This is a genomic window from Actinoplanes flavus (assembly GCF_017592555.1).
Lineage (GTDB): Bacteria > Actinomycetota > Actinomycetes > Mycobacteriales > Micromonosporaceae > Actinoplanes > Actinoplanes flavus.
This window is the reverse complement of sequence record NZ_JAGFNS010000022.1, coordinates 142,537-162,955: the sequence shown is the minus strand read 5'-3', so window position 1 is coordinate 162,955 and position 20,419 is coordinate 142,537. Positions and strand designations below refer to the sequence as shown.

The window sequence follows — 20,419 nt, the reverse complement described above, 5'->3', positions numbered from 1 at the left end:
ACCGCACCGAGCGGCACTCGGCTGAACCGTTCAACGGCCTCGCAGGCGAGGGCCGGGAGGGCATGCCCAAGGAGGGCACAGCATGACCACCGTCGACATGACCCCGGTTACCGAGAAGGGTGCGCCCACCAACCCGCGCCGCCGGGTCTACCGGCCGAACGCCAAGTACATCCCGATCATCGCGACCCTGTCGCTGCTGATGATCATGTACAGCAGCGGCGTGGCGAACTACGAGAACTTCGGCGACCCGAGCGTCTTCGTCAACCTGTTCCGGGACAACGCGGTGCTGCTCGTGGTCGCGGTCGGGATGACGTTCGTGATCCTGACCGGCGGCATCGACCTCTCGGTCGGCGCGGTCATCTCGCTCACCACCGTGCTGACCGCGACGCTGCTCAAGGGCGGCTGGCCTCCGCTGGTGGTGCTGCCGACGGTGCTGGCCCTCGGCGCCCTGATCGGCGCCGGACAGGGTGCGGTGATCCACTTCTTCAAGGTGGAGCCGTTCATCGCCACCCTGGCCGGCCTCTTCCTGGCCCGCGGCACGGCGCTGACCATCAACCAGGAGTCCATCCCGATCCGGGACGAGATGTGGAAGGCGATCTCGGAGTACCGGATCGTGCTCGCCGAGGGCGTCGTCACCAAGCCGATCGCCGTCGTCGCGCTGCTCGCCGTGCTGATCGCCGCGGTCACGCTGGCCTGGACCCGGTTCGGCCGCAACGTGTACGCGATCGGCGGCAACGCGGATTCGGCGCTGCTCATGGGCCTGCCGGTGGGCCGTACGAAGATCGCCGTCTACACCCTCAGCGGCTTCTGCGCGGCGCTCGGCGGCGTGCTGTTCAGCATCAACTCCACCTCCGGCTGGGCGCTGCAGGGCAACGGTCTGGAACTGGACGCGATCGCCGCCTGCGTCATCGGCGGTGTGCTGCTGACCGGCGGCTCCGGCTACGTCTGGGGCACCCTGCTCGGCGTCCTGGTCACCGGCCTCATCCAGACGATCATCAACTTCCAGGGCGACCTGAACTCGGCCTGGACCCGGATCATCGTCGGCGTCCTGCTCTTCGCCTTCATCGTGTTGCAGCGTCTGGTCACGAGAAAGGCGAGATGAACCACATGAACCGCGACAAGCGTGAGAAGGGCGTCAAATGAGCAACGGGGAAATCTGGTTCCTCACCGGTAGCCAGGGACTGTACGGCCCGGAGACCCTCGAGCAGGTCGCCTCCCAGTCCCGTGAGATCGCCGCCCAGCTGGACGCCCAGCTCGACGCCGACGTCGTCTGGCAGCCGGTCCTGACCAGCCCGGAACAGATCCTGGACGTCTGCCGGCGGGCCTCCTCGACGCCCGGCGTGCTCGGGGTGGTCGCCTGGATGCACACGTTCTCGCCGGCCAAGATGTGGATCGCCGGCCTGGACGCGCTGCGGGCGCCGCTGCTGCACCTGCACACCCAGCACAACGTCGAGCTGCCCTGGTCCGAGATCGACATGGACTTCATGAACCTCAACCAGGCCGCGCACGGCGACCGGGAGTTCGGGTTCATCGAGGCCCGGCTCGGGGTGCCCCGCAAGACGGTGGCCGGCCACGTCAGCAACCCGGCCGTGGTCGCGCGGATCGCCACCTGGGTCAAGGCGGCCCGCGGCTACTCGGCGATGCGCAGCCTGAAGCTGGCCCGCTTCGGTGACAACATGCGCGACGTCGCGGTCACCGAGGGCGACAAGGTCGAGGCGCAGCTGCGCTTCGGGGTCTCGGTCAACACGTACGGGGTGAACGACCTGGTCGCGGTGGTGGACCAGGTGCTGGACGCGGAGATCGACAAGCTGGTCGCCGAGTACCGGGACACCTACGAGATCGCGCCCGCGCTGCTGGGCGAGCGGCACGAGTCGCTGCGCTACGGCGCCCGGATCGAGCTGGGCCTGCGGCAGTTCCTCACCGAGGGCGGGTTCCGGGCGTTCACGTCGAACTTCGAGGACCTGGGCGGGCTGCGGCAGCTGCCCGGCCTCGCGGTCCAGCGGCTGATGGCCGACGGGTACGGGTTCGGCGGCGAGGGCGACTGGAAGACGTCGGTGCTGGTGCACACGCTCAAGGCGATGGCACCGGGCGGCGGCACCTCCTTCATGGAGGACTACACGTACGACCTGACGCCGGGCAACGAGGTCATCCTCGGCGCCCACATGCTGGAGGTGTGCCCGACCATCGCGGCCGGCACCCCGAAGCTGGAGATCCACCCGCTCGGCATCGGCGGCCGCGAGGACCCGGTCCGCCTGGTCTTCGACGCGGCGCCCGGCCCGGCCGTGGTGCTCGGCCTGGCCGACCTGGGCGAGCGGTTCCGCCTGGTGGCCAACGAGATCGAGGTCGTCGCGCCGACCGCGCCGCTGCCGAGGCTGCCGGTCGCCCGGGCGGTCTGGAAGCCGGCCCCGTCGCTGTCCACGTCGGCCGAGTGCTGGCTGACCGCGGGCGGCCCGCACCACACCGTGCTGTCGTCGGCGGTGGGCGCGGAGGAGCTGGCCGACCTGGCCGAGATGGTGGGCACCGAGCTGCTGGTGATCGACGAGTCGACCACCACCCGCTCGTTCGTCAAGGAGGTGCGCTGGAACCAGGCGTACCACCGCCTGGCCCGCGGCTTCGGCCGCTGACCCGCGGAGGCGGCCTGACCCTTGCGAGGCTCAGGCCGCCTCGATCACGATCCAGTCCAGGTCGCCGGCGTAGTAGTCGCAGCCGACCTCGACCTGGTCGCAGTCCAGTTTGCCGCCGATGCTGACCGGCCACGTGTTGGCGATGGTGCCGGTCCAGCCGGGCTTGGAGACGACCTCGTTCCCGTCGATGAGCAGCGCCACCCCGTCCCGGATCCGCAGGCAGCGCACGGTGTGCCAGTTGCCGTCGTTGATCCGCGCCGGCGACCACATCTCGATGGTGCCCACCGAACCCCGGAACGTGCAGGTCGGGCGCCCGTTCGGGATCTGCATCTTGAAGCTTCCGCCGGGCACCGTGGCCTGGCCCTTCTGGATGATGTTGCCGAACTTGTGGGTGGTCCTGAGCCGTACCGTGACGGCGAAGTCGCGGTCGCCGGGGTCGAGGTCCGGATGGTCGGGAACACTGACCAGATGGCCGGGCCGGGCGGGCGGGGTGTCCGGCTCCAGCCGGTCGAACCGGTAGCCCCGGCTGGACTCGGTGGACAGACCTGTGCCGACGTCCGGTCCGATCCGGCCGTTGTGGCCGCGCCCGGTGCTGTCGGCCATCCACCGGGACCCCCGGCTCTCGTCCATCGTCCAGGCCGCCATCTCGTATCCGGTGGCCGCCCGGGCGGGCCCGGGCGCGACGGCGAACACGCAGGTCAGTACAGCCGTGACGGCGAGTGTGCGGCGGAATCTCATGGCTCGTCCTCACGGCGTGGGGAGAATGGTCCATTCAAGACTAATGCGACTGATATCCAATTTGTCGGACATTCACAAAGTAGCCCTCGCAAACCTTGAGTTCAGCTTGGTAGCATCCGCCGATCATGGCCGGGAGCCGTCGCCGAGAACCCCCCGGATCCACCCCTCGCAGAGAAGGATCGTGTCGAAGTGCTGCTCAATGGGACTAACGGAGAGACCTCCGAGCACGCGGTGATCGCCCCGAACCCCGGCCTGCCGAACCAGGCTCTCCAGGTGCTCGCCCTCGCCCAGCGCACCGCCGAGGAACACGTCGCGAGCGCCCAGCACCACGCGGACAAGATCCGTACGGACGCGCTGGCCGCCGCCGAGCAGATCGCCCGTGACGCCCAGGCCCACGCCAACAACGTGCGCCGCGAGGCCGACCGGGTGCTGGCCGAGGCCCGCGCCGCCGCCGAGCAGATGGCCCGGGACGCGCAGGCCCGCGCCGAGGAGGCCCGTCGTACCGCGGAGAAGATCGTCGCCGACGCCCGCAACCGCGCCGAGACGATCAACGCCGACGCGATCGCCGGCGCCGAGCAGCTCAAGCAGCAGGCCCAGCAGCGGTACGACGACGTGGTCGGCAGCCTGGGCGCCAAGCGCGAGGCCCTCCAGCAGCAGATCGAGGCCCTGGAGCAGTTCGACCGCGAGTACCGCGGCCGGCTCACCGGCTTCATGCAGAGCCAGCTGCGCGCCCTCTGGGTGGACGCGCCGCAGATGAGCGAGTACGTCGAGGAGGAGCCGGTCGCCGAGGTCCTCGAGGCCGCCCCGGTCCAGCCCCGGCACGCGCAGGCGCACGCCGAGGAGCCGGACGAGGAGCAGGACGACGAGGACGACGACGAGGACCGCTGACCGTCACGCGCCGTGGACGAGATCCCCGTCGACGAAGGTCATGGCGACCCGGGTGGCGGCGATCTCGTCCGGCGGCGCGGCGAACGGGTCCCGGTCCAGGACCACCAGATCGGCCCGGTTGCCGGGGCGGACCGTCCCGGTGTCGTCGAGCCGGTTCACGTAGGCCGAACCGGCCGTGTAGGCGGCCAGCGCGGTGGCCAGGTCGAGCCGCTGCCCCGGCAGGAACGGGCCGAGGCCGCTGCCGTGGTGGGCCCGGTTCACCGCGACGTGGATCGCCTGCCACGGGTCCGGCGTGCTGACCGGCCAGTCGCTGCCGCACGCCAGATGCGCCCCGGCCCGCCACAGGTCGCCGAACGGGTACTGCCGGTCCACCAGCGCCGGGTCCAGGAACGGGATGGTCAGGTCGTCCATCTGCGGCTCGTGCGACGCCCACAGCGCCTGGAGATTCGCCGTCGCGCCCAGCGCCCGGAACCGCGGCACGTCGTCCGGGTGCACCACCTGGAGGTGGGCCAGATGCGGGCGGGTGTCCCGGAAACCGTTCGCCGCCCGGGCCGCGGCCACCGCGTCCAGCCCGTCGCGGACCGCCCGGTCACCCAGCGCGTGGAAGTGCACCTGGAAGCCGTGCCCGTCCAGTTCGGTGACGAAGTCACCCAGGAACCGGGGGTCGATGAACGACAGCCCCCGGTTGGTGGTGGCGCAGCCGCACGAGTCCCGGTAGGGCTCGGTCATCGCGGCCGTGAAGTTCTCCGCCACCCCGTCCAGCATCAGCTTCACGCTGTCGCAGCGCAGCCGCCCCACACTGAACCGCTCGCGCTTCGCCAGCAGCTCCGGGATCTGCTCGGCGCCCCGGTCCCGGTCCCACCACAGCGCGCCGACCACGGTCGCGGTCAGCCAGCCCTCGGTCGCGGCCGCCAGGTAGGCGTCGGCCACGTCCGGGTAGCCGTTGGTGGCGCACACCATGGCGTCCTGCCAGGCGGTGACACCGAGCGAGTGCAGCAGCGCCTGCGCCCGGCGCAGCCCGGCCACCCGGTCCGCCGTGGTCACCTCCGGCAGCAGGTCGCCGACCAGCTCCATGGCGCCCTCCTGGAGGCCGCCGGCCGGTGAGCCGTCCGGGTTGCGGTCGATCCGGCCGTGCGCCGGATCCGGGGTGCCCGCGGTGATCCCGGCCAGCTCCAGCGCCCGGCTGTTCACCCACGCGCCGTGGTGGTCCCGGTTGATCAGGTACACCGGCCGGTCCGGCACCACCCGGTCGAGCAGCTCCTTGGCCGGCACCCCGCCGGGGAAGGACTCCATCGACCAGCCGCCGCCGGAGATCCACTCCAGATCCGGGTGGGCGGCCGCGTACGCCGCGACCCGGCGCAGGTACTCGTTCCGGTCGGTGGTCTCGGTCAGGTCGCACTGGTTCAGCTCGACGCCACCCATCACGGCGTGCACGTGCGCGTCCTGGAAACCGGGCATCAGCAGGCGCCCGGCCAGGTCCACCACCTCGGTCGCCGGGCCCCGCAGCCCGCTCAGGTCGTCGCCGACCGCGAGGATCCGGCCGTCCCGGACCGCCACGGCGGTGGCCGGCCCGGCGCCCGCGGAGAACACCGGCCCGCCGGCGAGGATCAGGTCTGCGTGATCACGGGACATCTGGCGAATCCGATCTGTGCGGCGACGGCGACGGCTCATTCAATCGTGGCGTGTTTGATGGTCCGCATGCGGCGCAACTAAGGTGGGCGGATGGCGTCGACCCTTGTCGATCTAGATCAACCGCCGTACCGGAACGAGGGTTTCTGCGCCGTCCTGGAGCTGGCCGTCGCGGCCGCCCGCGAGCTGGATCCCGGCGCCGGCCGGGTGCCCGCCGCGCGCGCGTCCCGGGACGCCGGCCTCGACGAGCGCGTCCAGCGGGAGGCGATCCGGCGGCTGCGCTCCGGCGCCGCGGTCAACCCCGGCCTGCTGCCCCTGCTGGCCGAGGGGCGGTTCGCCACCGCCGTACCGGATCTGGTCTGCCTGGTCGCGGAGCCCGGCCCGGCACGCGCCCGGACCGTCCTGGACATCGTGCGCGAGGCCGCGGAACGCGGCGAGCGGGTGCTGCTCACCGCGCCCGCGCCGCCGCCGGTCGACGCCGTCATCGCCCACCTGCCCGACGGCGCCACCGTGATCCGCACCGATCCGGCCGGGTCCGGGCCGGGCAGCATCGACGCGGCGTCGGCCACCGTGCAGCAGCGCATCCTGACCCGCTCCCAGGCCGCCGCCCGGTCCCTGGAACCCTGGCTCGGCGATCCCGCCCCGGCGCACGGCTGGCTGCGCCGGCTGGACAACGCGCTCACCGAGGCGGCCGAGGCACGGGAGCGTGCCGGCCGGGCCGCCGCGCATCACGAGGCGACGGTGCGGGCCACCCGCGACCGGCTCGGCGCGTCGCTGGCCGCGATCGCGCGCGAGCGGGCGACGGCCGAGCGGGCCGCCGCGGCGACCGCCCGGGAGGTGGAGCTGCTCACCGCCGCGTTGCGCCGCGCCGAGACCTCCCGGCTGCGCCGGTGGCGGGCCGGGCGGCTGCGGACGGCGCTGAGCCACGCGGTCCGGCACGCGGCCGCTGCCCGGTCGGCCTTTCAGCAGATCGACGAGGGGTACGCGGAAAGCGCTCGCGAACACGACATCGCGGTCGCGAACGACAGCGTGGTGCGGGCCGCCGCCGAACGGGCCGCGTTCGCCGACCTGGCCGCGCGGCGCGCGCTGGAATCCGCCGAACGCTGTGCCCACCAGCTCACCCGGATGCTCGACGGCGTCACCGCACGCCCCGAGTGGACCGCCGATCAGGCCGGGCTCACCGGCTTCGCCGAGCGCTGCCGCGAGCTGGAGCCGACCCTGCGCGGCCGGGCCGGGCTGCTGCGCGAGTGGCGGCAGCGGGCCACCCGGCCCAGCCGGCAGCTGCACGCCGAACTGCTCCGGTACGCCGACGTCGTCGCCACCACCTGCCTGGGCGCCGGCCGCCCGGAGCACGCCGACCTGGAGTACGACCTGGTCGTCGTGGAGGACGCGTCCCGGGTCGCGGTGCCGGCCGCGCTGGTGCCGCTGGTCCGCGCCCGCCGGGCGGTGCTGGTCGGCGAGACCGGGCGGCCGCCGTTGCGTGACGTCGCGGTGGCCCAGGCCTGGGTGGCCGCCCGGTGCCCGGCCGGGGTGGACCCCGCGGAGCTGACCGGCCTGCTCACCGGCAGCGTGTTCGACCGGGTCGCGGCGTGTGTGCCGGCGGCGCACCGGGCCGCGCCGGATCCCGGCGGCTCCGGGCCGGCCTCCGGGCGGCCGGGTGACTGAGGCGGCCCACCTGCCGATGCGGGAGGTGGTCCGCCGGGCGGGTGCGCTGCCGGGCGTGCGGCCCCGGAGGTTCGTGCCGCTGCTGCTGCCGATGTGGGCCGTGGACGTGGTGGCGGAGGTCCGGGAGGCGCACTCGTACGACGTCTTCGACCGCTACCTGAGCCGTGCGGTCGCCGAGGCCGGCCTGCGGCGCCCCGCCGAGCTGGCCGCGTTCTTCGGGGTGGAGCCGGCACTGGTCACCCGGGCCGTGCGGTTCCTGGTGGGGATCGGGCACCTGCGGCACGACGGGGACGACCTCACGCTGACCGAACTCGGGCGCCTGTCCGTCGCCGACGGGCGCCGCCACGTCCTCACGCCGGGTCGCCGGATCACCCTGCGGTTCGACGGCTGCGGGGGAGAGCCGGTGCCGTACGCGCATGCCACCCACTCGGTGTGGCTCGGCGAGCCCGCGCTGACCCTGCCCGACGGCACCGTCTTCGACCCGGTCGGCCCCGCCCGCCCGCTGCCGCCGGACGCCGTCGAGCTGCTGCTGAACAGGCCGGCCGTCGCCGACTTCACCGGACCGGCGGTGCCCGTCGAGGTGACCGCGGCCGTGCCGCGCCCGGTGTGGCTGCCGGTCTACGCCGTCGAGTGCGAGGACGAGCCGCTGGTGTTCGGCTGGGCGGTGGACGGGCCGGACCCGTACCTCCGTGATGTTTACGACCGCCACCGTGGGCAATCAGAAGCGGACTGACCGGAGTGTGGGGACCGACACGGTCCCTCCCGGACCAGGTCGGTCCATTACGGTCTACGGTGGTCCTATGCCCCGTCCCACCAAGCAGCAGATCGACGACGAGATCCTCGAGGCCGCGGCGCATCTCTTCGCCCGGCACGGGCTCAAGGAGACGTCGGTCCAGCGGATCGCGGACACGGTCGGCTACTCCAAGACCGGCCTGCTGCACCGCTTCCCGACCAAGGAGGCGCTGCAGACCGCGGTGATCGGGCGCTGCGTCGAGCAGATTCGGGACACCGCCTCCGGCGTGGCGGACCTCCCGCCCGGCCCGCAGCGGGACCGGGCCGTGCTCACCGGGCTGGCCGAGCTCGCGGTGGCCCAGCCCGGCATGGTCGCCCTGCTGCTCTCCTCCCTGCTCGCCGAGCCGGAGAGCGAGATCGGCGAGGCCCTCGCGGTGATCGGTGAGGCCATCGCCGGCGCCTTCGGCGACGAGCCGCACACCGACACCGAGCGGGCGCTGCGGGTCACCGGAGCCCTCGGCGCGGTCGCGGTGGCCAGCATCGCCCTCTGCGGCCAGCTTCACCCCGGCGCCGCGACCCGCCTCGCCGCGGTCGGATTCGACGCCCTCGGTCACTGAAAAGCCCCACGGAAAAAGGAACCCCTCATGGCAACGCTGCTGCACCGGCTCGGGCTGGCGTCAGTACGGCACCGGATACTCGTCACCGTCGCCTGGCTCGTGGCGCTGGTCGCCGTCGGCGTGGGAGCGGGCACGCTCTCCGGCGCCACGGCCAACACGTTCAGCATTCCCGGCCAGGAGTCGACCACCGCGCTCGCGCTGATGAAGGAGAGGTTCGGTGAGGCGTCCGCCGGAGCCACCGTGCAGGTGGTGATGGAGGCCCCGGCCGGCCAGCGGATCACCGACCCGGCGAACGCCGCCGAGGTGGCCCGGATCGTCGCCCTCCTCGGCGAGCTGCCCGGCGCGGCGGGCGCGTCCAACCCGCTCGACCCCAAGGCGCCGGCCGTCTCCCGGGACCGGGTGGCCGCGTACAGTTCGGTCCGCTACCCGGTGCAGCCGTCCGAGGTCACCGACGAGCAGCGCGAGGCCGTCACCGCGGCGCTCCAGCGGGCCCGGACCGGTGGGCTCACCGTCGAGGCCCGCGGCGAGGCGCTCAGCAACCCGGCCGACATCGGCGGGGCCTCGGAGATCCTCGGTGTCGTGGTGGCCCTCATCGTGCTGGCCCTCACCTACCGCTCGCTGGTCGCCGCCGGGATGAACCTGCTGACCGCGATCGTCGGCGTCGGCATCGGCGCGGCCGGCCTCGTCACCCTCACCGGGTTCACCGAGTTGCAGTCGACCACCCCGATCCTCGCCGTCATGCTCGGCCTCGCGGTCGGCATCGACTACGCGCTGTTCATCGTCACCCGGTTCCGGCACGAGCTGCGCCGCGGCCTGTCCGTGGAGGCCGCCGCCGCGATGGCCGTCGGCACCGCGGGCGCGGCCGTCGTCACCGCCGGCCTCACCGTGGTCATCGCCCTGGCCGGCCTCTCCGTCGTCGGCATCCCGTTCCTCTCCGAGATGGGCATCGCCGCGGCCGCCACCATCGTGATCGCCGTGCTGGTCGCGATCACCCTGGTCCCGGCCATCCTCGGCTTCATCGGCCGGCGCGCGCTGCCCCGCAAGCTGCGTGACGTCCCGCTCGACGACGACGGCGGGGTCCCGGCCGGGCGCGGTTTCATCTCCGGCTGGGCGAACCTGGTCACCCGGCACCGCTGGCTCAGCCTGATCGTGGCGGTCGCCGCCCTCACGGTCATCGCCGTCCCGTTCCTGGAGATGAAGACGACGCTGGCCCAGCGCGCCGCCGAGGGCACCACCCAGGCCCGCGCCCAGGCGATCATCGACAGCCGGTTCGGCCCCGGCGTCAGCAGCCCGCTGCTGGTGCTGATCGACGGCCCCGCCTCGGCGCAGGTCGCGCCGCGCGTGCAGAAACAGCTCACCGAGGTGCTGCCGCAGGGCACCCTGGTGCTGCCCCCGCAACCCGACAAGGACGGCTCGGCGGCCCTCCTCACGATCATCCCGGCCACCGGGCCGGAGGACGACCGGACCGTCGACCTGGTGCACCAGATCCGTGACTCGGTCGCCGGTGACGAGGGCGCCGACGTCTACGTCACCGGCAACACGGCGGTCAGCATCGACGTGTCGCAGAAGCTCAACGACGCCCTGCCGGTCTACCTGGCGCTCGTCGTCGGCCTGGCGTTCGTGCTGCTGGTGCTGGTCTTCCGCTCCCTGCTGGTGCCGGTCGTCGGCGTCCTCGGCTTCCTGCTCACCATCGGCGCCGCGTTCGGCGCGACGGTCGCGGTCTTCCAGTGGGGCTGGGCCGCCGACGCGGTCAACGCCGGCTCCACCGGCCCGATCCTGAGCCTCGCCCCGATCATCATCGTGGGCATCCTGTTCGGCCTGGCCATGGACTACCAGGTCTTCCTGGTCTCGCGCATGCATGAGGCGCACGCACACGGCGCGGCGCCCCGCGACGCCATCGTGACCGGCTTCCGGCAGGCCGCCCCGGTCGTGATCGCCGCCGCGACCATCATGTTCGCGGTCTTCGCCGCCTTCGTCCCCGAGGGCAACGACACCATCAAGCCGATCGCCTTCGCCCTGGCCGTGGGCATCGCCTTCGACGCCTTCATCGTCCGCATGATCGCGGTACCGGCGGCGCTCGCCCTGCTCGGCCGGTCCGCCTGGTGGCTCCCGGCCTGGCTGCGGTGGCTGCCGGAGCTGGACGTGGAGGGCGCCGCCCTGGAGCGCCGCCCGCCGTCGGTCGACCCGCTCCCGTCCCACTCCGAGCCGGCCGTGACCTCCGTCTGACCGCTCCCACATCCCATCAGCCGGCTCCCAGGGCTGTCCCACTCGCTTCGAAACAGCCCTGAGAGCCGGCTGGACCACCCACTCACGCCCGGCGGGCGCGGCACGGCCGGGAGTGGCGATCGGTCGCGGGTCTGGTACGGCGGGTTCGGGTAGCCCGTACCGGGAAAGGCAGCGAGCCCGGCCCGGCAGGAAGCCGGACCGGGCCGCTGTGGGTGCGACCGTCAGTGGTCCGGTGGGGATCCGGGCCGGGTCGCTTGGGGTGCGACCGTCAGTGGTCCGGTGGGGATCCGGACCCGGCCGCGGAGGGTGGGGGACGTCAGGCGGACCACTTGATGTACGGGTTCACCTTGCCGGACCAGTCGAAGGTGGCCATGTTGTCCCAGCCGTCGCCGGTGCCGTTGATGTTCGCCGGGTCCCAGCCGTTGCCCTTGATGGCGTACCAGGTGGGTTCCCAGTAGAAGACGCCGATGGCGCCGGCGTTGCGGGCGGTGTTCTGCACCCAGGTGAACTGCTGGGCCTGGCCCGCCGAGGTGGCCGGGATGCCGTCGCAGAGCACGGTGCCGGGGATGGAGTTCTTCTCGCTGTCGGCGTCGGCCGTGGTGAACTGGTACGCCGTCTCGACGATCACGACCGGCTTGCCGTAACGGGTCCGGGCGTCGACGATCACGTTGTACAGGTTGGCGAGCGTGCCGTGCCACATGCAGTAGTACGACAGGCCGGTGATGTCCCAGGTCACGCCGGCCGCCTTGATGCCGTCGTAGAACCAGCGCATGTTGGTCATGCTGTCCGCGTCCGCGGTGTGGATGATCACCTGGGTGCCGCTGTTGCAGGCCTTCGTCGCGTTGTAGCCCTGCTTGAGCAGCGACGCCAGCGGGGCGAAGTTGCTGTTCACGACCTGACCCTTGGGCCACAGCATGCCGACGTTGATCTCGTTGCCGATCTGCACGCTGTCCGGGGTGAGCCCGGCCGACTTGAGGCTGGTGCAGACGTCGTAGGTGTAGTTGTAGACGGCCGTCTGCAACTGGGTGAGCGAGTAGGACGCCCAGGCCGCCGGCGGATACTGCTTGCCCGGGTCGGCCCACGTGTCGGAGTAGTGGAAGTCGACCATCAGCTTCAGGCCCTTGGCCTTGATCGCCGCGGCCTGCTGGAGCACCTTGGCCTTGTTGTTGTAACCGCTGGCCGGGTTGTTCCAGACGCGCAGCCGGGCGTAGTTGACGCCGGCCGTCTTGAGGATGTCGTAGGGGTTGGCCGCGACACCCGAGGCGTTGTAGTACTTGCCGCCGAGGTCGAGCGTGCGCTGCAGCGACGACACGTCGGCGCCGAGCATGGTGAGGGAGGCGGCCTGTGCGGGGGCGGGTGCGAGAACCACCGAGACCGCGAGGACCGCGGCCGTGACGGCGGCTCGGAGGGACGGTTTCATGGTGCGCTCCTTAAAACGGGGATTTACCGGAGCCAGCGGACATAGGGGTTGATGCGTCCGCTGTCGTCGAAGGTCGCCATGTTCTCCCAGGCGTTGCCGGAGTTCTCGATGTCCTCGGTGTCCCAGCCGTTGCCGTCGATGCCGGTCCAGGTGGGTTCCCAGTAGAAGACGCCGATCGCGCCGGCCGCCCGGGCGGTGCTCTGCACCGCGGCGAACTCTCGCGCCTGACCCTCACGTGTGGCGGGGATGCCGTCGCAGGGTGCGCTGGAGGTGATGATGTTCTCGAGGTGGTCGTGGTTCTCGGTGGTGTACGGGTACGCCGTCTCCGCGATCACGACGGGCTTGCCGTACCGGTCGGTGACGTCGCCGACGACCGTGGCCAGGTTGTCCAGCGTCCCGTGCCACATGCAGTAGTAGGACAGCGCCGTGACGTCCCACTTGGCGCCGGCGGCCGTGATGCCGTCGTAGAACCAGTGCGCCGCGCCGATGTTCCCGGCCAGCGCGGTGTGCACCAGGACCTCGGTGCGCCTGCTGCACGCCTTGGTGGCGTCGTACCCGGCGTTGAGCAGCTGGGACAGCGGCCCGAAGTCGCTGTTGTCCACGTAACCGGCCGGCCACAGCATGCCGACGTTGATCTCGTTGCCGATCTGCACGCTGTCCGGGGTGGTGCCCTGCTTCTTCAAGCTGGTGCAGACGTCGTACGTGTAGTCGTAGACGTCCTCCCGGAGCTGGTCGAGGTCGTGCCCCACCCAGGCGGCGGGGGTGTACTGCTTGCCCGGGTCGGCCCAGGTGTCCGAGTAGTGGAAGTCGATCAGCAGCTTCATGCCGCGGGCCTTGGCCGCCCGGGCCTGCTCGAGCACCTTGGCCTTGTTGGAGTAGCCGCTGGCCGGATCGTTCCAGATGCGCAGCCGGACATAGTTGGCGCCGGCCTGCTTCAGGATGTCGTACGGGTTGCCGCGGCGCCCCCGTACGTCGTAGAACCGCTGGCCGAGTTCCAGCGAGCGCTGGAGTGTCGACACGTCGGCGCCGCGCATGCGCCACGCGTCGCCGTCGTGCGCGGCGGCGGGTGCGGGGATGAGGGCCACCGCGAGGAAGGCGGCGACCGCGATGAATGGTTTCATGACGCTCCTTTTTGGTCTTCCGTGACAAAAGGGGCTGTTTTTGTGCAAGACCGGCCTCGATCAAGGGGGTGTATCGAGGCCGGCCGGTCTCTAGGCGGGGGAGCTGCCCCGCACGACCAGGCTGGTGGGCACGGTGATGGAGAGCGGGGTGCGCCCGGCGATCACATCGGTGAGCAGCCGGACCATCTCTTCACTGATCCGTTCCAGCGGATGCCGGACGGTGGTGAGCGGCGGCTCGGTGGTGGCCGCCAGCCCGGAGTCGTCGAACCCGACCACCCGTACGTCGCCGGGCACCTCGCGCCCGGCCTCCCGCAGCACCGGAAGGGCGGCCGCGGCCATCGCGTCCGAGGCGGCGAACACCGCGTCCACCTCGGGCACCCGGTCGAGCAGCGTGCGCATGCCGGCCGCGCCGCTCTCCCGGCTCCAGTCGCCGTGCACGATGTACGCCGGATCGACCGTGATCCCGGCCGCGGCGAGCGCGTCGGTGTAGCCGCGCAGCCGGAACACGCCGCCGAAGGTGTCCTGCGGCCCGGTGATCGTGGCGATCCGCCGGCAGCCCTGGGCGAGCAGGTGCTCCACGGCCGACCGGCCGCCGCCCCAGTCGTCGGCCGACACCGAGCTGATCCGGTCCTCGAAGCCGAGCACCTGACCGCAGGCCACGATCGGTACCTCGGCCTCGACCAGCTGCCGCAGCAGCGGGTCGCCGGAGTGCGGCGACACCAGCAGCACCCCGTCGACGTGGCCGCCGGACAGGTAGGCGACGGCCCGGCTGCGCTCCACCGGGGTCGACGCGATCATCAGGATCAGTGTCAGCTCCCGGTCGGAGAGCGCCTGGGCCACCCCGCGCAGCAGCACCGAGAAGTTCGGGTCCTCGAAGAGCAGGTGCTGCGGCTCGGTGAGCAGGAACGCGATCGAGCCGGACTTCCCGGTGGCCAGCGACCGGGCGTGCGGGTTGGCGGTGTAGCCGGTACGGGAGATGGCGTCACGGACCGCGCGGACGGCCTCGGGGCTGACCCAGTCCCGGCCGTTGAGCACCCGGGAGACCGTCGCGTAGGACACCCCTGCCTCGGCCGCGACGTCGCGGATGGTGGGGCGTTTGCGCGACACCTTCGGGATCATAGCTAGGCCTTCACGCCGCCGGCGGCCAGGTCGACCTGCCAGTAGCGCTGCAACGTGAGGAACAGGGCGATCAGGGGGATGATCGAGACGAGCGCGCCGGTCACCACCGACGTGTACATGGCCGGCTGGTTGGCGCCCTGGTTGAGCAGACCGTTCAGGCCGACCGTGATCGGGTAGAGCTTGTCGTCGCCGAGCATGATGTACGGCAGCATGAAGTTGTTCCACACCGCCACGAACTGGAAGAGGAAGACGGTCACCAGGCCGGTCCGCATCATCGGCAGCACCACCGTGGCGAAGGTGCGCCAGTCGCCGGCGCCGTCGATGCGGGACGCCTCCAGGATCTCGGTGGGCACCGACGCGGCCGCGAAGATCCGGGCCAGATAGATGCCGTACGGGCTGATGAAGCTGGGCAGCAGCACCGCCCAGTAGGTGTTCGTCATCCCCACCTTGGCCAGCAGCAGGTACTGCGGGATGGCGAGCAGGACGCCGGGCACCAGGACGCCGGCCAGGATCAGGTTGAAGATCGCGCTCTTGCCGGGGAACTCGAACTTGGCGAGGGCGAATCCGGCCATCGCCGAGATCAGCGTGGACGCGGCCGCGCCGACCCCGGCGTACAGGGCGGTGTTGGCCATCCACCGCCAGTAGAGGCCGTCCCGGTAGCCGCTGAGATCGGCCAGGTTGTCGAACAGGTGGGTGCTCGGGGCGAGCGTGAACGTGGAGAACAGTTCGCCGGCGCTCTTCGACGAGGCGATCAGCACCCAGAGCACGGGGAGCAGGCAGTAGGCGGCGCCCAGCAGGAGGAGGACGGTAGCTGTTTTACTGCGGCCCTTCTTGAAAGGCATCTCAGTCCTCCTGGTTGAAGGCCCGGCGCCCGACGAGCTTCAGGAAGCCGAAGGACAGGATGAACGTGGCGAGCGCGATGATCACCGAGGTGGCGGCGGCCGCGTAGAGGTCGTTGCGGGTGAACGCGTCCCGGTAGACCTTCATCAGCGGCGTCCACGTCGTCGAGATCGTGTTGGCCAGCGGCCGCAGGGTCATCGGCTCGGCGAAGACCTGCAACGTGGCGATGAGCGAGAAGACGAACGTCATGATCAGCGACGGCGTGACGATCGGGATCTTGATGCGCCAGGCGATCGCGACCTCGGAGGCGCCGTCGATCCGGGCCGACTCGTACAGGCTGACCGGGACGGCCCGCAGCGCGGTGTAGATGACGATCATGTTGAAGCCGGTGCCGCCCCAGACCGCGATGTTGGCCACCGCCCAGAGCGTCAGATCACGGGACAGCAACTCGGGGGCGGTGATGCCGACCGCCTCGAACACGTCGGTGATCGGGCTGACCCGGGGCAGGTAGAGGAAGCCCCAGAGCAGCGAGCCGACGACGGCCGGGACCGCGTACGGCAGGAAGATCGAGATCCGGGCGAACTTGCCGACCGACTCGCGCGTCCGGTTCGCGTCCAGCAGCAACGCGAAGAGCAGGGCCAGGCCGAGCATGGTGGGGACCACGATCAGGCCGTACAGCGCGATGCGCCCGACGCTCGGCAGGAAGTCGGGATCGGTCAGCGACCGGGTGTAGTTGTCCAGCCCGGCCCAGATCTCGGTCCGTGACCTGGCGCCCAGTCCGAGACCGCTCACCTTGACCTTGCGGAAGCTCAGGTAGGCGGCGTAGACGATGGGCGCGGCGAGGAACGCGGCGAACAGGATCAGGGCGGGGGCGAGGAAGGCGTACGGGGTGCCGGTTCGCCGGGCTGGGGCGGAGGTGGTCATCGCCGCATGTGTCCTTTCCGAACGCTCCGGGCGGGCGGTGACCCGCCCGGAGGCGATCTCATCCGGCGACGGTGAACCCGGCGTTCTTCAAGTCGTCGACCGTGGTCTTCTGCATGGTCGTCAGCGACTCGGTGAAGGCGGTCGCCTTCTTCGCCTCGGCGGCCTTGCCGAAGGCGTCGTTGAAGGCGCTGTAGGCGACGTTCACGTTCGGGCCGTAGGTGAACGGGCTCATCTGCTTCGCGGCCTCGGCGGCGATGGCGTAGTAGTCGGCCTGGTCGGCGAAGAACGCCGGCGGGCTGGTCAGGGCGCCGGCGGCGTCGTTGGCGGCCGGGTAGACGCTGGCCTCGGTGGCGAGCAGCTTGACCGCCTCCGGGTCGCTGTTCAGCCAGGACACGAACGCCGCGGCCTGCTTCTTGTGCTTGGACTGGGTGGTCACGCTGGTGGCCGAACCGCCCCACGCGCCGGTCGCCGGGGCGGCGGCGTCCCACTGCGGCATCGGGGCGGCCTTCCACTTGCCCTTGGTGTCCTTCGCGGAGCCCTCCAGGACGCCCGGCGCCCACACGGCGCTGACCCAGCCGACCTGGGTGCCGTCGTTCAGCGCGGCGTTCCACTCCGGGGTGTACATCGGCTTGTTGTCGATGACGCCCTTCTCCACGAGGCCACCCCAGTAGGCGGCGACCTTCTGGGTCTTCGGCTCGTCGATGGCGACCGACCAGGCGTCGCCCTGCACGCCCCACCACGAGGCACCGGCCTGCTGGGCGAGGCCGGTGAACAGGCCCGCGTCGGTGGCCGAGAAGGTGCCCAGGTACTGCTTCGGGTTCGCCTTGTGGATCTTCTCGGCGGCGGTCGCGTACTCGTCCCAGGTCTTCGGGGCCGACAGGCCGTTCTTCTCGAAGACGTCGGCGCGGTAGAAGAACATCAGCGGGCCGGTGTCCTGCGGCACGCCGTAGACCGCCTCCGAGCCGAGGGTCACGCCGTTCCAGGCGCCGGCCGGGAACCTGTCCTTCAGAGCGCCGGCCTCGGCGGAGATGTCGGCGAGCGCGTCGGCGGAGACGAGCGTGGGGATCTTCTGGTACTCGGCCTGCATGACGTCCGGCGCGCCGGAGCCGGCCTTGATCGCGGTCAGCAGCTTGGTGACGGCCGGGTCACCGCCGTCCTGCTTGTTGACCGTGACCTGGATGTTCGGGTTCTTCGCGTTCCACGCCGCGGCGACCTTGTCCATGTTCGGCGCCCAGGTCCAGTAGGTCAGCGAGACCTTCTCGTTCGGGTCGGTGGCCTCCTCGGACGAGGAGCCGGAGCTGGAGCAGGCGGTGCCGGTAAACAGAGCCGCGGCGGTGAGGGCCGCCATGAGCGGGGCGTATGTCGACTTCATTGATCCTCCTGGATCGGCTTGGCCGGAACGGAAAGCCGGGGGCGGCGCCGCGCCGGAAGCGTTTCGCTCGGTGCGGCCCCTGTGACCGGTTACAGTGCTGCTGTTACGGCGTTGTGTCAAGCCCTTGCGTCTCACCCGTTACGCCTGTGTATCGTTCGGGCTCGCCGGCCTGTGACCGGTTACAGTCAAACCCGCAAGGAGCTGATCCCATGTCGTGGCTCGAGCCGCTCACCGTTCGCCACCAACCCTGGGCGACGCCGCTGCGCCGGGCGCGGATGAGCAACTCCGAAGACGTACGGGACGGCATCTCGCTGACCAACCGGTATCTGAGCCGCGACGGCGTGCCGGTCATCCCGGTCTCCGGCGAGCTGCACTACAGCCGGGTCCCGCGCGAGCGCTGGGCCGAGCGGCTGCGCCAGATGAAGGCCGGCGGCGTGACCGTGGTGGCCAGCTACGTCTTCTGGCTGCACCACGCGCCCACGCCGGGGGAGACCCGCTTCGACGGCAACCTGGACGTCGGCGCGTTCGTCGACCTGGCCGTGGAGACCGGACTCGACGTGGTCCTGCGGATCGGTCCGTGGTGCCACGGCGAGACGCGCAACGGCGGCTTCCCCGACTGGGTGCAGCGGGCCCCGGTCCGGCACCGCACCGACGACCCGGCGTACCTCGACCTGGTCGCCGGCTGGTTCGCGGCCATCGCGGCGGCCGTCGGCCCCCGGTTCGACCGGATCATCGGGATCCAGCTGGAGAACGAGCTCTACGACCAGCCGGGGCACCTCGTCACCCTCAAGCGCCTGGCCCGCGAGGCCGGCATGTCCGTGCCGCTGTGGACCGCCACCGCCTGGGGCGGCGCCGACCTGCCGGAATCCGAGGTGCTGCCGCTCTACGGCGGCTACGGCGACGGCTTCTGGGTGGACGCCGGCGCGCCCTGGGACCCGACGTTCCGCGACCACTACTTCTTCTCCCACGTCTGGGACGACGCGGGCATCGGCGCCGACGTGCGCCGGGCCCAGGCGATCGCGGCCGCCACCGGGGGCCCGCGCACCCCGTCCGAGGAGTTCCCGCCCGCCACCTGCGAGCTCGGCGGCGGCATGGCCACCGCGTACCACCGGCGGCCGCGGCCCGAGGCGCTCGACGTGGCGGCCATCGCCCACTGCAAGATCGGCAACGGCTCGGCCTGGCAGGGCTACTACATGTACGCCGGCGGCACCAACCCCGGCCCGGACCTGCACGAATCGCACGCCACCGGCTACCCCAACGACATCGCCCGCCTCGGCTACGACTTCCACGCGCCGATCGGGGAGGCCGGCACACTCGCCCCGAGCCACGCCGAACTGCGCCGCCAGCACGCCTTCCTGTCCGCTTTCGGTCATGTGCTCGCGGAGATGCCGTCCAGCCTTCCGGACGTACGGCCGGCCGACGTCGAGGACTCCGAGACCCTGCGGTGGGCGCTGCGCAGCGACGGGCAGAGCGGCTTCCTGTTCCTGTCCCGGCACCAGCCGCACTTCCCGCTGCCGGCCTACCGCGGCGCCCGTTTCCAGGTCCACCTGGACCGTGGCGTGCTCGCCTTCCCGGAACGGCCGATCGACATCCCGCCCGGCACCCTGGCCCGCTGGCCGCTGAACCTCACCGCCGGCGGCACCACGATCACCTGGGCCACCGCCTCGGCGCTCACCCAGCTGCCCGGCGACGTGCCCACGCTCGTCCTGATCGCCGCCCCGGGCATCGAACCCCAGATCGCCGTGGCCGATACCGTTCACGACATCACGCCCGGCTTCGCGCCGGTGCGGCTCGGCGGCGCGGACGTCCTCGTCCTCCCGGCCGAGGCGGCCGGATCGGTCTGGGTGCCCGAGGACGGCGGCCGCCGCCTGCTCCTGAGCGACGACGAGCTCCAGTGGGACGCCTCCGGCACGGTGACGGTCAAGGCCGCCAAGACCGCGGACGTACGGGTGTACGACCCGTCGCTTCGTGCCTTCCGCCCGGTCCACGTGCCCCAGGACAGCACCCCGGTGACCGAGCGCGTCACCGTCGAGCGGCTGCGCCCGGCCGCCCCCACCGTCCCGGTCAGCTACGGCAAGCACGAGGGCCGCCCGTCCGCCCCGTCCGCCGACGTCTTCGACGAACTGGCCGCCGTCTACCGCCTCCGCCTGCCCGGCTTCGCCGCCGACCCCACCCGCGACCCGCTGCTGCGCGTCATCTGGGCCGGCGACGTGGGCGAACTGCGGGTCGACGGCCGGACCGTCACCGACCGCTACTGGGACGGCTCCGGCTGGACGATCAACCTCACCGACATCGGCTACCGCGCCGGCGCCCAGCTCACCCTCCACCTGCTGCCCCTGGCCGCCGGCTCCCCGGTCTCGGTCCCGCAGGAGGCCCGCACCCGGCTGGCCGCCACCGACACCCAGCTGCTGGCCGTCGACACGGTCGAGGTGACCGCCCGCACGGTCTCCACCGTCACCCTCTGACCGGGCCGCGCTCCCTGATCGGGTCACGATCGTTACTGA

At 71.7% G+C, this 20,419-nt stretch carries 16 protein-coding genes; 8 read left to right on the top strand and 8 right to left on the bottom strand.

The window, feature by feature from the left end:
* Positions 1–82 precede the first annotated feature (82 nt).
* Positions 83–1,102 carry a galactofuranose ABC transporter, permease protein YjfF gene (gene yjfF / locus J5X75_RS29590; RefSeq protein WP_208470807.1) on the top strand — a complete coding sequence of 340 codons (1,020 nt, stop codon included), beginning with the start codon at positions 83–85 and terminating at the stop codon, positions 1,100–1,102.
* 37 nt (positions 1,103–1,139) lie between these two features.
* Positions 1,140–2,624, top strand: coding sequence for an L-arabinose isomerase (araA, locus tag J5X75_RS29585; protein ID WP_208470806.1), 1,485 nt, complete (start codon positions 1,140–1,142; stop codon positions 2,622–2,624).
* Positions 2,625–2,654: 30 nt separating this feature from the next.
* Here araA and J5X75_RS29580 read toward each other — a convergent pair whose 3' ends face one another.
* Positions 2,655–3,362 (bottom strand): laminin G domain-containing protein, encoded by a 708-nt coding sequence (locus tag J5X75_RS29580; RefSeq protein WP_208470805.1) that lies wholly within the window; start codon positions 3,360–3,362, stop codon positions 2,655–2,657.
* Positions 3,363–3,551: 189 nt separating this feature from the next.
* Here J5X75_RS29580 and J5X75_RS29575 point away from each other — a divergent pair, with 189 nt between their 5' ends.
* Positions 3,552–4,250 carry a hypothetical protein gene (locus J5X75_RS29575; protein ID WP_208470804.1) on the top strand — a complete coding sequence of 233 codons (699 nt, stop codon included), beginning with the start codon at positions 3,552–3,554 and terminating at the stop codon, positions 4,248–4,250.
* Positions 4,251–4,253: 3 nt separating this feature from the next.
* Here J5X75_RS29575 and J5X75_RS29570 read toward each other — a convergent pair whose 3' ends face one another.
* A complete protein-coding gene (locus J5X75_RS29570; protein ID WP_208470803.1) occupies positions 4,254–5,882 on the bottom strand; it encodes an amidohydrolase in 1,629 nt (542 codons plus the stop codon).
* Positions 5,883–5,972: 90 nt separating this feature from the next.
* On the opposite strand from J5X75_RS29570, the gene J5X75_RS29565 reads away from it, so the two are divergent.
* From J5X75_RS29565 to J5X75_RS29550, 4 genes are all read left to right on the top strand, one after another.
* Positions 5,973–7,544, top strand: coding sequence for an AAA domain-containing protein (locus J5X75_RS29565; RefSeq protein ID WP_208470802.1), 1,572 nt, complete (start codon positions 5,973–5,975; stop codon positions 7,542–7,544).
* Positions 7,537–8,277, top strand: coding sequence for a helix-turn-helix domain-containing protein (locus J5X75_RS29560; protein ID WP_208470801.1), 741 nt, complete (start codon positions 7,537–7,539; stop codon positions 8,275–8,277). The genes J5X75_RS29565 and J5X75_RS29560 overlap by 8 nt, the downstream gene beginning before the upstream one ends.
* Positions 8,278–8,344: 67 nt before the next feature.
* Positions 8,345–8,893: a TetR/AcrR family transcriptional regulator gene (locus J5X75_RS29555; RefSeq protein WP_208470800.1), complete on the top strand. Its 549-nt coding sequence runs from the start codon at positions 8,345–8,347 to the stop codon at positions 8,891–8,893.
* 27 nt (positions 8,894–8,920) lie between these two features.
* A complete protein-coding gene (locus J5X75_RS29550; protein ID WP_208470799.1) occupies positions 8,921–11,119 on the top strand; it encodes an MMPL family transporter in 2,199 nt (732 codons plus the stop codon).
* A gap of 316 nt (positions 11,120–11,435) precedes the next feature.
* On the opposite strand, the gene J5X75_RS29545 is transcribed toward J5X75_RS29550, so the two are convergent.
* The 6 genes from J5X75_RS29545 to J5X75_RS29520 all read right to left on the bottom strand — a co-directional run bounded on the left by J5X75_RS29545 (position 11,436) and on the right by J5X75_RS29520 (position 17,915).
* Positions 11,436–12,539, bottom strand: coding sequence for a glycoside hydrolase family 53 protein (locus J5X75_RS29545; protein ID WP_208470798.1), 1,104 nt, complete (start codon positions 12,537–12,539; stop codon positions 11,436–11,438).
* 23 nt (positions 12,540–12,562) lie between these two features.
* Positions 12,563–13,660: a glycoside hydrolase family 53 protein gene (locus J5X75_RS29540; RefSeq protein ID WP_208470797.1), complete on the bottom strand. Its 1,098-nt coding sequence runs from the start codon at positions 13,658–13,660 to the stop codon at positions 12,563–12,565.
* Positions 13,661–13,750: 90 nt separating this feature from the next.
* The gene (locus J5X75_RS29535; protein WP_307798332.1) at positions 13,751–14,767 is read right to left on the bottom strand and encodes a LacI family DNA-binding transcriptional regulator; all 1,017 of its coding nucleotides are present in this window, start codon (positions 14,765–14,767) and stop codon (positions 13,751–13,753) included.
* 14 nt (positions 14,768–14,781) lie between these two features.
* Positions 14,782–15,621 carry a carbohydrate ABC transporter permease gene (locus J5X75_RS29530; RefSeq protein ID WP_208470795.1) on the bottom strand — a complete coding sequence of 280 codons (840 nt, stop codon included), beginning with the start codon at positions 15,619–15,621 and terminating at the stop codon, positions 14,782–14,784.
* Position 15,622: 1 nt separating this feature from the next.
* Positions 15,623–16,543 (bottom strand): carbohydrate ABC transporter permease, encoded by a 921-nt coding sequence (locus J5X75_RS29525; RefSeq protein ID WP_208470794.1) that lies wholly within the window; start codon positions 16,541–16,543, stop codon positions 15,623–15,625.
* A gap of 58 nt (positions 16,544–16,601) precedes the next feature.
* Positions 16,602–17,915: an ABC transporter substrate-binding protein gene (locus J5X75_RS29520; protein ID WP_208470793.1), complete on the bottom strand. Its 1,314-nt coding sequence runs from the start codon at positions 17,913–17,915 to the stop codon at positions 16,602–16,604.
* Between the two features lie 209 nt (positions 17,916–18,124).
* On the opposite strand from J5X75_RS29520, the gene J5X75_RS29515 reads away from it, so the two are divergent.
* Positions 18,125–20,380, top strand: coding sequence for a beta-galactosidase (locus tag J5X75_RS29515; RefSeq protein ID WP_238489751.1), 2,256 nt, complete (start codon positions 18,125–18,127; stop codon positions 20,378–20,380).
* Positions 20,381–20,419 lie beyond the last annotated feature (39 nt).